Source organism: Rhodococcus maanshanensis NBRC 100610 (assembly GCF_001894865.1).
Lineage (GTDB): Bacteria > Actinomycetota > Actinomycetes > Mycobacteriales > Mycobacteriaceae > Rhodococcus_G > Rhodococcus_G maanshanensis.
Map to the genome: position 1 here is coordinate 14,339 of NZ_BCXA01000038.1, position 12,748 is coordinate 27,086.

A 12,748-nucleotide genomic window follows, 5' to 3' on the forward strand; every position below is an offset into this window, starting at 1 on the left:
ATGTAACGGCCATCACACGAGGACGCAAGGGGTTTGTCAGAAATGCCGAAGGAAACCGAGGCCAAGCACCGTCTCGGACCGCAACGAAACCCGGCGATCGACGCGGCGGTGCTGGAGGCCACCCGACAGCTGCTGGCGGACAAGGGGTACGCAGGGACCTCCATCGACGCCATCGCCACCCGCGCGGGCGTCGGGCGCCCGGCGATCTACCGGCGCTGGCCGTCGAAGGCCCACATCGTCAACGAGGCGATCTATCCGGTGCTCGACGCGGAGCAGGCCGCCGATCTCGGCGCCGGTCTCGGCGCCGAGGGCCCGATCGCGGACCAGGTTCGCGCGCTGGTCCATGGTGCGGTCGCCCTCTTCGCCGCACCTGCCACCCGGGCGGCCGCCCCCGGGCTGATGAGCGAGGTCCGGACAAACGCGGAGCTACGCGAGGTCCTGGTGGTGCGGATGCTCGCCGGAGTCCGGGTCGAGCTCAAGCGTCGCCTCGAGGCGGCGAAGGAACGGGGCGAGATCCGCGCGGGGGTCGATGCCGACACCCTCCTCGACATCATGGCCGGTGCGGCCATCTTCGCGATGTCCGTCCGCGATGTCGAGGACCCGGGGCCGTTCGCCGACTCGTTGGCGGACATCGTCCTGCACGGCATCATTCCCCCCGGGCAGTAGGCGCGACAGGGTCGGGCCCTGTCCGGAATTCCGGTTTTCCTGCGTGCGCGCACCGGCCGATCGATATCCTCGAGACGAGTCCGTATGCGGTCGAGTGATCGCCGGGACCTGCGAACGCAGTCAGCGTCCGGGGCGGCCCGCTGGACGGAAATTCGGATACACCCGTCGGGAGGGTGACGAATGGATCTGTCGGAGAACCTCGGCGCCGAGGTGGGTCCGAAAGCCAACAGTGTTGTGAAACATCGACTCTCGTGATGCCCTGAGGTGCGCGAGCGCCGGAACCTTCGCCGAAGGAGGCACGATGAGATTCACCCGATTCGCCCGAGCCGTTCTGCTGGTGCTGACCATGCTCGCGACCGCATTCGCGGCGTCCGTGGTGCCGGCCTCCGCCGCGCCACGACCGACGATCGTGCTGGTGCACGGCGCGTTCGCCGACACCACCAGCTGGGACGGCGTCGCGGCCGACCTCCGTGGGCGTGGCTACACCGTCGTCGTGCCCGACAATCCGTTGCGCGGACCCGGCTACGACTCCGCCGCGATCGAGAAGACGCTCGCCGGGATCTCCGGCCCGATCGTCCTCGTCGGACACTCCTACGGCGGCGCCGTCATCACCAACGCCAACAACCCGAACGTGAAGGCCCTCGTCTATGTCGCGGCCTTTGCGCCGGCCCAGGGCGAGCCGGTGATGCTGGCCCTCGATCCGATCCGGTTCCCGGGCAGCCAGCTGCTCCCGCCTGCGCTACAGGTGAAGGTGGTCGACGACGCCCAGGCCATCGGTGGGAAGAACCTCGACGGCTATATCGCCGACGATGCCTTCCATCGCGTCTTCGCGCCCGACGTCAGTGACGCGACGGCCGCGACCATGCTGGCGCACCAGCGCTCGATCGCGTTGTGGGCCAACATCGAACCGTCCGGCCCCACCTCCTGGTCGGCCACGCCGAGCTGGTACCTGGTCTCCGCGGGAGACACGGTCATCCCGCCCGCCGCGCAGCGATTCATGGCCAACCGGATCGGTGCCCACACCAGCGAGGTCCAGGCCTCGCACGTCGCGTTGGTCTCCCAACCGCGGGTCGTGGCCGACGCGATCGTCGCCGCCGCCGACGCCACCTAGGCAGGCACGGGCCGTCGAGCAGGTGCCCGCACCTGCTCGACGGCCGAGTGCCGCGCCGACCTACCGGTTGCGGTAATGCTCCTTGAGCGAGCGCGACAACACCTTGACCTGGCGTGTCCGTTCGGCCTGCAGGCGCGCATCGGTGCGCGCGGCCATCCACTCGTTCTCGCGTTGCAGCTTGCGGTAGCTGTCGAGTCGGCGCTGCGGCAGCTCATCGCGCTCCACGGCCTCGCGTACAGCGCAGCCCGGTTCGGCGGCGTGGTTGCAGTCACCGAACCGGCATTGCTCGGCGAGGACGTCGATCTCGCTGAAGGCCCGGCCGATTCCGTCGGCCGCGTCCCACAACCCGACACCGCGAAGCCCAGGCGTGTCGATGAGGGTGCCGCCGCCGGGCAGCGGCACCAGCTCGCGGTGCGCGGTGACGTGACGGCCCTTGTGGTCGCCTCCCCTGACCTGGCCGGTCGCGAACAGGTCCTCGCCGAGAAGCGCGTTCGCCAGCGTCGACTTGCCCGCGCCGGACTGCCCGACGAGCGCGACGGTGCCGTCGACCGCCGCGACCAGAACGTCGAGGCCGTCCCCGGTCCTGGCGCTGACCGCGAGCACCGTTGCGCCCGGCGCGATCGCCGCGACGTCGGCGAGGGTGTGGGAGACATCCAGGGTCGCATCGGCTTTCGTCAGCACGACCACCGGCATCGCCCCGCTCTCCCAGGCGAGGGCGAGGAAGCGTTCGATGCGGCCGAGGTCGACGTCGGTGTCGAGCGCCGCCGCGATGACGACGGTGTCCACGTTGGCGGCGAGCACCTGACTCTCGGAGCGGATCGACGCCGAGGCGCGCACGATCGCGCTGCGTCGGGGCAGAACGTCTGTGACGGCCGAGTCTCGGACGGTGACCCAGTCGCCGGTGCAGACCGAGTGGGCGCCGGTGTGTGCACGAATCTGCCCGGATGCGGTGACGACGTCGCATTCGCCGCGGTCGACACGGACGATGCGGCCCGGTTCGCAATGCTCGAGATCGAGGGTGCTGAAGGCATGGGAGACCGACTCGTTCCAGCCGAAGCGGACGAGGTCATGGGGATTGGACATGGTGGGGTGATCCTTCGACGGGGCGCCGACCGGGTCACGTCACGTGGGGGCCTCGGTCAGGCGGGAGGGCAGGGGAGCGAGACGGCGCGCGCAGCGCCGAACGGCCAGACGGCCATGAGGTTCGCCTCCCTGGAATCGACTGTCGGATCGGGACACCACCGATGTTGCAGGAGGCGACCGGCCTGCCGCAACCGAATTTCCGGCCGCCCGGCCGCCTCGCTGTTCGAGCATCGACGTGATCAGCCCGGTCTTCATGCGCTGTTCGCTATTTCAGGTGTGCGCGTACGTCGGCCCGCTCGCCTTGCGGTCCGAACAGGTGGAGGATCTCGACCGGGTGATCGCCTGCCGGGCCGAACCAGTGCGGCTCGCCGGTGTCGAACTCGGCCACCTCCCCGGGGCGCAGGACCACCTCACGTTCGCCGAGGATCAGGCGCAGGTCTCCCGCCAGGACATAGAGCCACTCGTATCCGGCGTGGGTGACGAGTTTCGGTGTGCGCGGCCCGATCACCTGTTTGAAGACCTGCACCCGGCCCGGGTAGTGGGTCAGTGCGATGACGACGCTGCCGTTGCGGCGTCGTTGCGGTGTGAGGTGGACGCGCGGATCGCCGGTCGCGGGAGCGCCGACGAGCTGGTCGAGGGCCACCCGATGAACCCGGCACAGGGGCACGAGGAGATCCAGGGTGGGGCGCCGCTTGCCGGATTCGAGCCGTGACAGCGCGCTGATGGAGATGCCGGATGCGGCGGCGAGTTCCTCGAGGGTCATACCGCGATCGCGGCGAAGCGAGCGCAGGCGTGGCCCGATGTCGGCGAGCATTTGCTCGAGTTCGGTGTCCATGCCGGCCATTTTGCAGTCTTCGCAAATCTTCTACCCGGTTCGTGTGATCGACTGCGACGATCCCCTCGACGAATGGGGATCGGAGCGACGGAGTCCCGCGCCCGGTCCGGTTGACCGACCGGAGGAATGCGCGTGCAATCTCAGCCTGGAATCAGCACCACCGCCCCGCCCAGCCCGGTCGGCCCTGCGCCCAGTTCCAGACGGGGCTGGATCGTGCTGGCGATCTGCTGCCTGAGCCTGTTCGTGGTCGGCTTGGACACGACCATGGTCAACGTGGCCCTGCCTGCGATCGGACAGGATCTGGACGTCGGCACTCGCGGCCTCGAGTGGACGGTCAACGCCTACACGCTGGTCCTGGCGAGCCTGCTGATCTCCTCCGGTGCGGTGGCCGATCGGGTCGGGCGGCGACGGGTCTTCCAGCTCGGGCTGCTCGTGTTCGGTGCCGCGTCCGCCGCATGCGCGCTGGCGCCCTCCGTTGGTGTCCTGATCGGCGCCCGGGTCGTGCAGGGCATCGGCGGGTCGATGCTCAGCCCGGTGGCGCTGGCGATCGTGGTCAACGTGATCACCGACCCCAGGGAGCGGGCCAGGGCGATCGGTGTGTGGGCGGCGGTCTTCGGCGTCAGCATGGCCGCTGGTCCCGTGACCGGTGGCGCGCTCGTCGAGAGCCTCGGCTGGCGATCGGTGTTCTGGATCAACGTGCCGGTGGTCGTTGCCGTCCTGCTCTTGACCGCATTGTTCGTTCCGGAATCGAGAGGCCAACGGCCGAGAAGGCTCGACGTGCCCGGTCAGCTGCTGTTGGTCCTCATGGTCGGCGGTGCGGTGGCGATGCTGATCGAAGGTCCGCGAATCGGATGGGTTTCCCCGCTCGCGCTGATCGGATACGCGGTGGTCGCCGCCGCCACGGCAGGATTCGTGTGGACCGAGTCCCGGCGACCCGAACCCCTCATGGATCCGCAACTGTTCCGACGAAAGCCGTTCACCGGGGCCGTCATCGGCGCCGTGGTGGTGTTCGTGGCGCTGAACGCGACCCTGCTGCTCGGCACGCTCTACCTGCAGGATGGGCGAGGGATGAGCGCCCTCGCCGCCGGTGCCGTCACCCTTCCGATGGCCCTCGGTGCCACGGTCTGCGCGCCGCTCTCGGGGATCCTTGTAGGACGGGTCGGTCCGCGGCGGCCCCTGCTGATCGCCGGTACCTTCACCACCCTCGGCGGCCTGTGCCTGGTGGCATTGGACGACGACACCAGCCTCCTGGTGTTGCTGCTGGCCTACCTGCTGCTCGGCATCGGCTTCGGCTTCTCGAACGCACCGATCACCAACACCGCGGTCAACGGATTGCCTGCCGACCGTTCGGGAGTTGCGGGCGGATTGACCTCCACCGCGCGCCAATTCGGGGCCGCCCTCGGCGTTGCTCTCGCGGGCGGCATCGTCGCCACCACCGCCCCCGCCGACCTCGCGCACGCCTCCCGCCCCGGCTGGATGCTCGTCGCCTGCTGCGGACTGCTGGTACTCCTCGTCGCCCGCGTGTCGCCGACCGCGGGGAAGTCGAGTTGATCGCCTTCGCGGCGCCCGAGCGGGATCGCTGCGAAGAAAATTCATGACGGTGTCGATCCACGACCTTCCCCGTTCGACCTATGGATGAGAGGGTCCGAGAAGGACCTGGACACCGAGGGAGACAACGATGAAGTACATGCTGGTCATGCGAGCCACCGACGAGGCCTTCGCGGGAATGATGAACACCGACTTCAACGAGATGCTCGAGACCGTCGGCCGGTACAACGACGAGATGATCAGGGCCGGGGTGCTGCTCGCCGCGGAAGGACTCGACGACGCTGCCGAGGGCGTGGTCGTCGACCACTCGTCCGAGCAGCCCGTCGTCACCGATGGTCCGTACGGCGAGACCAAGGAGCTGTTCGGCGGCTTCTACATCCTCAACGTGGCGTCGAAGGAGGAGGCCATCGAGTGGGCGAAGCGGTCGCCGATCACCGGCCCCGGCTTCAAGACCGAGATTCGCCGGGTCCCCACGATCGACGAGTTCCCACAGGAAAACGAGTGGATCCAGAAGGAGCGGGCGTGGCGTGAGGCCACCGGCCAGCTCTGAGCGGATCGACGGGCGATGGCAGATCCCACCGGCCGTGAGGCCGTCGCCGCCGTCTGGCGGATCGAATCCGCGCGGATCGTCGGCGCGCTCGCGCGGTACACCGGCGACTTCGCGCTGGCCGAGGATCTCGCCCAGGAGGCGCTGGCCGAGGCGCTCGTGACCTGGCCGCGCGACGGCGAACCCCGCAACCCCGCGGGGTGGCTGCTCACAGTCGGCCGTCGCCGCGCGATCGACGCGTTCCGTCGGCGCTCCGCCCTCGACGAGCGGTATGCCGCCCTCGCCCACGACCTGGGCGAGGGTGGCGCCGTCTCGGGGAGCGCGCCGGTCGATCCGGCCCGGGACACCGAGGACGTGCTGTGGGATCCGGACCAGATCGACGACGACGTGCTCGCGTTGATGTTCATCTCCTGCCACCCCGTGCTGTCCCGAGAGGCGAGGGTGGCGCTCACCCTGCGGGTGGTCGGCGGTCTGACCAGCGACGAGATAGCCAGGGCGTTTCTTGTCCCGACCGCGACCGTGCAGGCCCGGATCACCAGGGCGAAGAAGACACTGGCTGCGGCCAGGGTGCCGTTCGAGGTGCCGACGGCGCAGGAGCGTGCCGAGCGGCTCGGCTCGGTGCTCAGCGTGGTCTATCTGATTTTCACGGAGGGTTCCTCGGCCAGCTCCGGTGGCGAACTGATCAGGTTCGACCTCGCGAGCGAGGCGCAGCGGCTCGCCCGGGTGCTGGCCCGGTTGGTGCCGAACGAGCCGGAGGCCCACGGCCTGTTGGCGCTGCTCGAGCTGACCGCGGCGCGCTTCCCCGCCCGCACCGGGTCGGACGGCGAACCGGTGCTGCTCGAACACCAGGACCGCCGCCGCTGGGACCGCGCCGCGATCCGTAGGGGACGCGCCGCCCTGGCCCGCGCCGAGCGGGCCGGACGGGGCCTCGGTGCCTATGGCCTGCAGGCGGCGATCGCCGAATGTCACGCCGTCGCAACGTCTGTCGACGCGACGGACTGGGGGCGGATCGTACTCATCTACGAGGCGCTGGGCCGGCTCGCGCCGTCGCCGGTGGTCGAGCTCAACCGCGCGGTGGCGGTTTCCATGGCCCAGGGGCCTGCCGCGGCGCTGCCGATCGTGGACGAGCTGGTGGCGGCCGGGGCGCTGTCGAACTCGCACCTGCTGCCGACCGTGCGCGGGGAGTTGCTCACCCGCCTGGGACGGACCGACAAGGCGCGCGCCGAGCTGGAGCTCGCCATTCGGCTGTGCGGCAACGAGCGCGAGCGCGCGGTGTTGGAACGTAAGCTCGCCGAGCTCGGCTGACGACATGGACGAGAGTGGTGCCGGACATGTCCGGGTTGGTCCGGATTGTCGTGATTGTGCCCGGAACCTCCACGCCGACAACATGAATCGCTCGTCGGCTGCTTCCGTCCATCGGCTGCAGTCGCGCCTGCGGTCCGGTAGGTTCGCACGATGTGACGAGCACCAGTCGAGTACCTCTGTCCGTACTGATCTGTGGTGGAGGCATCGCCGGAAATGCCGTGGCGCTGCAGTTGACGCGCGCCGGCTTCCGCGTGACCGTCGTCGAACGCGCGCCCGTCCCTCGGCCGGGGGGCCAGGCCGTCGACCTTCGCGGCCCGAGCCGGGAGGTCGCCGAACGGATGGGCCTGGTGCCGGGCATCCGTGACCATCAGCTCGACGAGCGAGGCATGGTCTTCGTCGGCGACGACGGCCGTGAGTTGCTGCGGATGCCCGCGGAGATGTTCGGCGGCAATGGCGTTGTCGCGGACATCGAGATCACCCGCGGCGACCTGAACCAGGTGCTGTTGGACGCGATCGACGCCGCGGGCGGCGGGTTGGACTACCGCTATGGCGAGTGGGTGGAGGGGCTGCGGCAGGACGCGAGCGGAGTGGAGGTCACGTTCGCCTCCGGCGGCGACGCGCGGTTCGACCTGGTTGTCGGTGCCGATGGCGTGCACTCGGCGACCCGTCGGATGGTGTTCGGGGACGAGGATCAGTTCGCGACCTACCTCGACGGCTACATGTCGTTCTTCACGGTGCCGACCCCGGCCGGTATCGATCCGCACTGGTTCGCCATGCACTCGGTGCCCGGTGCCAGCAATGTCGGTCTTCGTGCCGATTTCGACCCCGCGACGTCGAAAGCCGTTGTCATGATTCGGATGCCGGCGGATCCAGCGCTGCGCCGCGACACGGATGCCCAGCAACGGCTGATCCGCGAGCGTCTCGCCGGTGCCGGCTGGGAAGCACCGGCCATTCTCGATGCCATGGCCGTCACGCCGGACTTCTACTTCGACGAGCTGGCCCGGATCGACATGCCCTCCTGGTCGAAGGGGCGCGTGACGCTGCTCGGCGACGCCGGCTACTGCGGTTCACCGCTGTCGGGTCAGGGCACCGCGATGGCGCTGGTCGGTGCCTACGTGCTGGCCGGGGAACTCGCAGCCACCCCGGATGACCCCGCCGGGGCGCTGGCTCGCTACGAGGAGATCCTGCGGCCGTTCGTGGCCGAGGCCCAGAAACTGCCGCCGGGAGGCCTGCGGTCGATGACGCCCAAGTCCCGTTTGGGGATTCGCGCCGGACGGGTGGTCAGCAAGCTGATGATGTCCCGCCTGCTGCAGCCCGTCATGGCCAAGGCGATGACCAAGACCGAGATTTACAGCCTCCCGGAGTACGCGAGCGCGCCCGTCGCGGAGTGACCGCGTCGCGCATGCGGTGACAGCCTTTGAACCGCAGAATGGTTCTGCAAAACCGGCTAGCGGTCTAGTGTGAGGTGATGGCCGAAGCGGGACTGGCGGCGGGCAAGGTGGACGGCGGGGTGCGCAGCATCGCCCGGGCAGTCGACGTGCTCCAGTTGTTCGACGTCGACCACCCCCGTCGCACGCTGCGCGAGATCGTCGCGCTGACCGACCTGCCGAAGACCACCGTGGTGCGGGTACTGGCCACCCTGGACGCGCTCGGACTGATCGTCGATCAACGCGACTCCACCTACAGCCTGGGCGCGGGGTTCCTTCGCTGGGTCGATCTCGCACGGTCGTTGTGGGAGGTCGGAGCGGACGCGCGACGCGTCATGACCCGCCTGGTCGACACCTGCGGCGAAACGGTCAACGTGTACATCCGTCAGGACCTCAGCCGGATCTCGATCGCGCAGGTCGAAGGAACCGCCACCGTGCGCAGCGTGGTGAAGACCGGCGTCCCGTACCCCCTCGAAACCGGCGCCGCGGCGAAGATCCTCCTCGGCGGGGCGCCCGAGTCGGTCCTGCGCCAACTCGTCGAGTGCCGCACGGACCTCGACGTCGACTCGCTTCGCCGCGAGGTGCTCGGCATCAGCCGGGCGGGATACGCGGTGACCCACGGCGAACGCGAACTCGGCGCGTCGGCCGTCGCGGCACCCATCCTGTCCGCCGACGGACGCGTGCTGGCGGCGCTGTCCATCGGCGGTCCCACCTCTCGATTCACCGCCGACCGGGTGGACCGCTACGTCGATGCGGTCACCGAATCCGCGGCAGAGATCAGCAGCATCGGTCTGGGAAGTGTGGAGGCGTTCCTATGAACGAAGTGCACGAACACGACATCGGGGGCGGGGGCTCGGACGCGAGCGCCGGACTGCTCGCCGGCACCCGCGTCCTGGACATGACGAACGTCCTCGCGGGCCCCTTCGCCGGGTATCAACTCGCGCTCATGGGCGCCGACGTCATCAAGATCGAGACACCAGGAACCGGTGATCTCGCCCGCCAGCTAGGCGACAGCGCCGAGCTGAGCGGCGAGCTTCTCGGGACGTCCTTCCTGGCACAGAACTCCGGAAAGCGTTCTGTCACGGTCAACCTCAAGACCGCAGGCGGCAAGGAGGTGTTCGAGCAACTGGTGACCGGCGCGGACGTCCTGCTCGAGAACTTCCGCCCCGGTGTACTCGAACGACTCGGATTCGGTTGGGAACGACTGCATTCCATCAATCCGCGCCTCGTGTACTGCGCCGTTTCCGGATTCGGCGCCGACGGGCCCATGCGGACCAGGCCCGCCTATGACCAGGTCGTCCAGGGGCTGTCCGGGATCATGTCGGTCACCGGCACCCGCGACACCGCGCCGCTGCGGGTCGGCTATCCGGTGTGCGACAGCTTCGGTGGGCTCGCGGCGGCCTTCGCCGTGTCCTCGGCGCTGGTACGTCAGCAGCGCACCGGGCAGGGCGCCTACCTCGACACCTCGATGCTCGACGCCGCCCTCACCTCGATGGGATGGGTGGTCTCCGACCATCTCATCGCCGGCCGAGAACCGACTCCCATGGGGAACGAGAACATCACCTCGGCGCCGTCCGGTACCTTCCGCACCGCCGACGGCGCCCTCAACATCGCCGCCAACAAGCAGGAACAGTTCGAGACCCTGTGCCAGATCCTCGAGCGCCCCGAACTCGTCGAGGATCCGCGCTTCGCCACCCGCGAAGACCGCAAACTCAACAGGGACGTTCTGCGCGAGGAGCTCGAAACCTCCCTCAAGGCCAAGACCGCAACGGAATGGGACGAGATCTTCCTTGGCGGCGGTGTCCCGGCGGCCCCGGTGGTGTCGGTACCTCGGGCCCTGCGCTCCGATCAGGTCGCCGGTCGCGGCCTGGTGGCCACCGTCGAGTCCCCGGCCGCGTGTGGCGGCACCGTGCAGGTCCTCGGGCTTCCCACCCATGTCGACGGACACGCGGTGTCGCCCTCGTCGCCCGCACCGAGACTGGGTGAGCACACCGACGAGATCCTTGCCGAGGTCGGCTATTCTCGGTCCGAGATCGACAGTCTCCGTGGGGATCACGCGATATGAGTAACGCGCGGGAGGACGCGCTGTCCCGCACCAGCAGCCGCGATGTCGTCGACTGGTGGTCCACCGCGGTCAGCGACATCGAACCGGGCGTCATCCGGATGCGCGGGTATCCCATCGAGCAGCTCATCGACGGGGTCGGATTCGTCGACATGATCTGGCTCATGGTGCGGGGCGACCTGCCGACGCGTGCGCAGGCGTCGCTGCTCGAGAAGGCACTGGTGTCCGCGGTCGACCATGGGCCGCAGGCGCCGTCGATCGCGGCGGCCCGCATGGCCGCGACCTGTGGTGTCGGCTTGCACGGCGCCATCTCCGCGGGTGTGGGCCTGCTCGGCGACGACCACGGCGGCGCAGGCCAGCAATGCGTGGAGGTCCTCGACGGGATCCGCCGGGCCACCCTCGCGGGTGACGACCTGACGTGGGTCGTGCGGCGTACCCTCGACGAGTTCGCCGGCGATCGCCGGTACGTGCCCGGCTTCGGACACCGCTTCCATCCACGCGACCCCCGGCGCGACCCCCTGCTCGCCGCGGTGCGGAATCACGTCGACCTCGGCACGGTGTCAGGGGCGCATCTGGCCGTCGCCGAGGAGATCGAACGTCAACTCGCGGAGGGGCATACGCGCCCGGTGCCGATGAACATCGACGGGGCCACCGCGGTCATCTACGCGGAGCTCGGTTTCGCGCCCGAGTTGGCCCGCGGCCTGTTCATCCTGTCCCGATCGGTCGGGATACTCGCGCACTCATGGGAAGAACGCGTGGGAGGCCACCGCATCAAGGGGCCGATGCCGCCGCCGTTGCTCGCCGCCTATGTCGGACCTGGTGAACGGGCGGTGCCCCGCGGCGAGAATGCTGAGCACACCGCTGGCTAGCCTGGGTGGGTGGCCGGAAACTCAAGCGTTCGAATCACGCGCCTGCGAACGTTGATCGAGCATCCACGAACCGGCGCCGGTGAGCGGGCAACGGCGCAGCGGATGCTCGATCGGATCCTGAAGAGGTCAGCCAGGGACGGCTCCGGTGACCCTGCCCACGGTGCGCGGCACGATCGAGTCGGCCGGCACGCGGGTCTCTCGCACATCGCGGACGCGATCCGCGACGACATCGCGTTCGCGCGGGTGGACTTCACGGCCGCCACAGTGCCGGGGCAGCCGGCCGTGCATGATCCGATACGCGATGCCCCTCCCGGGATCACCTACCTCGTCGAGACTCCGCACGATGCCGGCGTTGTCATCACGATCGACGACGTCCCCCGGGACTGGGGGTGGGTGTCCGAGGACGGCATCGAGACCGTCAGCCCGGCCCTGCGGGCGCTCGCCGACGAGCTCGCCGACATCATGGACGGCTACAACCGCGGTGATGCGGACGTCGGGCACCGGTTCTTCGGAAGTGTTCGCGTGAACGGCGAGACATTGGTGTGGGGGTCACCCGGTTCCTGACGCCGCAACCGCCCGCTGGAAGTGCGCGGGTGGGTAGTGCGCATCCCACGTGATGATCGCGTGGCTCTCTGTTGCGCAAGCGCTCTCAGGCCCGCGCACCCCACAGGTTTCGGACCAGCGACCACGGCTGTTCCTGGTCAGGGGAGCGGCCAGCGCGCAATTGGTCCGCGGCCCAGGCGTCACCCGCACGGATGACGGCGGCGGTCGCGGCGACGAGCAGGTCGCGATCGCAGTCGGCTGTGACGATTCCGTTCGCGACTCCGTTGTCGACGACGTCGGCGACCCAGCCCGCGAACGTGCCCTGCTCGCGGAGCAGGAAGGCGGGGTCGATCAGGGCGAGATCGTCGGGGTGCTCGGCCAGATGCGCACCGAGAGCCGTCCCGGCGGCATGTATCGCAGCCCAGAATTCGTCGTGGTCGTCGATCCGCCGCCACGGCCCCAGGGCTGCCGCGAGGCGCACCGCGATGTCGTCGAGCACCGTGTGGAGAAGGTCGTCGCGGCCGTCGAAGTAGTTGTACGCGGACGATTTCGAGATGCCCGCCGCCGCGATGATCTGGTTGTACGAAGCGTGTTCGGTGCCATCGGTGGCAAAGGCGTGCTGCGCGACTTCGAGGATCTGTCGTCGTTCCTCGGCCGGCAGGCGGGTGAATCGCGGTAGGGGCACAGTCGAATAGTAGCGATTCACGCGCGGGGGTGCATATCATCGGTGTGTACTAGTAGTACACACCGAT

At 69.1% G+C, this 12,748-nt stretch carries 13 protein-coding genes; 10 read left to right on the plus strand and 3 right to left on the minus strand.

Annotated features, from left to right (window positions below; genetic code table 11):
* The first annotated feature begins 42 nt into the window (after nucleotides 1-42).
* Together RM1_RS18450 and RM1_RS18455 are read left to right on the plus strand one after the other, a co-directional pair.
* Nucleotides 43-666, plus strand: a complete 624-nt coding sequence (locus tag RM1_RS18450; protein ID WP_072753182.1) for a TetR/AcrR family transcriptional regulator — start codon at nucleotides 43-45, stop codon at nucleotides 664-666.
* A 301-nt stretch (nucleotides 667-967) separates the two neighbouring features.
* Nucleotides 968-1,777: an alpha/beta hydrolase gene (locus tag RM1_RS18455; RefSeq protein ID WP_072753183.1), complete on the plus strand. Its 810-nt coding sequence runs from the start codon at nucleotides 968-970 to the stop codon at nucleotides 1,775-1,777.
* Nucleotides 1,778-1,837: 60 nt separating this feature from the next.
* Here RM1_RS18455 and rsgA read toward each other — a convergent pair whose 3' ends face one another.
* Both rsgA and RM1_RS18465 read right to left on the minus strand, forming a co-directional pair.
* Nucleotides 1,838-2,860, minus strand: a complete 1,023-nt coding sequence (gene rsgA / locus RM1_RS18460; RefSeq protein WP_072753184.1) for a ribosome small subunit-dependent GTPase A — start codon at nucleotides 2,858-2,860, stop codon at nucleotides 1,838-1,840.
* 265 nt (nucleotides 2,861-3,125) lie between these two features.
* Complete coding sequence (locus RM1_RS18465) at nucleotides 3,126-3,695, minus strand: helix-turn-helix domain-containing protein (RefSeq protein WP_072753224.1); 570 nt, start codon at nucleotides 3,693-3,695, stop codon at nucleotides 3,126-3,128.
* Between the two features lie 132 nt (nucleotides 3,696-3,827).
* Here RM1_RS18465 and RM1_RS18470 point away from each other — a divergent pair, with 132 nt between their 5' ends.
* The 8 genes from RM1_RS18470 (at nucleotide 3,828) to RM1_RS18505 (ending at nucleotide 12,017) form a co-directional block, all read left to right on the plus strand.
* Nucleotides 3,828-5,246 (plus strand): MFS transporter, encoded by a 1,419-nt coding sequence (locus RM1_RS18470; protein WP_245816448.1) that lies wholly within the window; start codon nucleotides 3,828-3,830, stop codon nucleotides 5,244-5,246.
* Between the two features lie 127 nt (nucleotides 5,247-5,373).
* The gene (locus RM1_RS18475) at nucleotides 5,374-5,793 is read left to right on the plus strand and encodes a YciI family protein (protein WP_072753185.1); all 420 of its coding nucleotides are present in this window, start codon (nucleotides 5,374-5,376) and stop codon (nucleotides 5,791-5,793) included.
* Between the two features lie 15 nt (nucleotides 5,794-5,808).
* The gene (locus RM1_RS18480) at nucleotides 5,809-7,095 is read left to right on the plus strand and encodes an RNA polymerase sigma factor (protein WP_072753186.1); all 1,287 of its coding nucleotides are present in this window, start codon (nucleotides 5,809-5,811) and stop codon (nucleotides 7,093-7,095) included.
* A gap of 152 nt (nucleotides 7,096-7,247) precedes the next feature.
* Complete coding sequence (locus RM1_RS18485; RefSeq protein WP_083576822.1) at nucleotides 7,248-8,486, plus strand: FAD-dependent oxidoreductase; 1,239 nt, start codon at nucleotides 7,248-7,250, stop codon at nucleotides 8,484-8,486.
* Nucleotides 8,487-8,563: 77 nt separating this feature from the next.
* Nucleotides 8,564-9,340 carry an IclR family transcriptional regulator gene (locus tag RM1_RS18490; protein ID WP_072753187.1) on the plus strand — a complete coding sequence of 259 codons (777 nt, stop codon included), beginning with the start codon at nucleotides 8,564-8,566 and terminating at the stop codon, nucleotides 9,338-9,340.
* Nucleotides 9,337-10,587, plus strand: coding sequence for a CaiB/BaiF CoA transferase family protein (locus tag RM1_RS18495; RefSeq protein ID WP_072753188.1), 1,251 nt, complete (start codon nucleotides 9,337-9,339; stop codon nucleotides 10,585-10,587). Before RM1_RS18490 ends, RM1_RS18495 begins: the two co-directional genes overlap by 4 nt.
* Nucleotides 10,584-11,453, plus strand: a complete 870-nt coding sequence (locus RM1_RS18500; RefSeq protein WP_072753189.1) for a citryl-CoA lyase — start codon at nucleotides 10,584-10,586, stop codon at nucleotides 11,451-11,453. Before RM1_RS18495 ends, RM1_RS18500 begins: the two co-directional genes overlap by 4 nt.
* A gap of 9 nt (nucleotides 11,454-11,462) precedes the next feature.
* A complete protein-coding gene (locus RM1_RS18505; RefSeq protein ID WP_072753190.1) occupies nucleotides 11,463-12,017 on the plus strand; it encodes a hypothetical protein in 555 nt (184 codons plus the stop codon).
* Between the two features lie 85 nt (nucleotides 12,018-12,102).
* Here the strand turns inward: RM1_RS18505 and RM1_RS18510 are convergent, their stop codons facing one another.
* Nucleotides 12,103-12,681: a TetR/AcrR family transcriptional regulator gene (locus RM1_RS18510; RefSeq protein WP_072753227.1), complete on the minus strand. Its 579-nt coding sequence runs from the start codon at nucleotides 12,679-12,681 to the stop codon at nucleotides 12,103-12,105.
* Between the last annotated feature and the right edge of the window lie 67 nt (nucleotides 12,682-12,748).

Coding starts and splice junctions, on each gene's coding strand:
- RM1_RS18495 (WP_072753188.1), top strand. CDS start 9,337: ATGAACGAAGTGCACGAACACGACATCGGGGGCGGGGGCTCGGACGCG.
- RM1_RS18455 (WP_072753183.1), top strand. CDS start 968: ATGAGATTCACCCGATTCGCCCGAGCCGTTCTGCTGGTGCTGACCATG.
- RM1_RS18465 (WP_072753224.1), bottom strand. CDS start 3,695: ATGGACACCGAACTCGAGCAAATGCTCGCCGACATCGGGCCACGCCTG.
- RM1_RS18490 (WP_072753187.1), top strand. CDS start 8,564: ATGGCCGAAGCGGGACTGGCGGCGGGCAAGGTGGACGGCGGGGTGCGC.
- RM1_RS18450 (WP_072753182.1), top strand. CDS start 43: ATGCCGAAGGAAACCGAGGCCAAGCACCGTCTCGGACCGCAACGAAAC.
- RM1_RS18500 (WP_072753189.1), top strand. CDS start 10,584: ATGAGTAACGCGCGGGAGGACGCGCTGTCCCGCACCAGCAGCCGCGAT.
- rsgA (WP_072753184.1), bottom strand. CDS start 2,860: ATGTCCAATCCCCATGACCTCGTCCGCTTCGGCTGGAACGAGTCGGTC.
- RM1_RS18480 (WP_072753186.1), top strand. CDS start 5,809: ATGGCAGATCCCACCGGCCGTGAGGCCGTCGCCGCCGTCTGGCGGATC.
- RM1_RS18475 (WP_072753185.1), top strand. CDS start 5,374: ATGAAGTACATGCTGGTCATGCGAGCCACCGACGAGGCCTTCGCGGGA.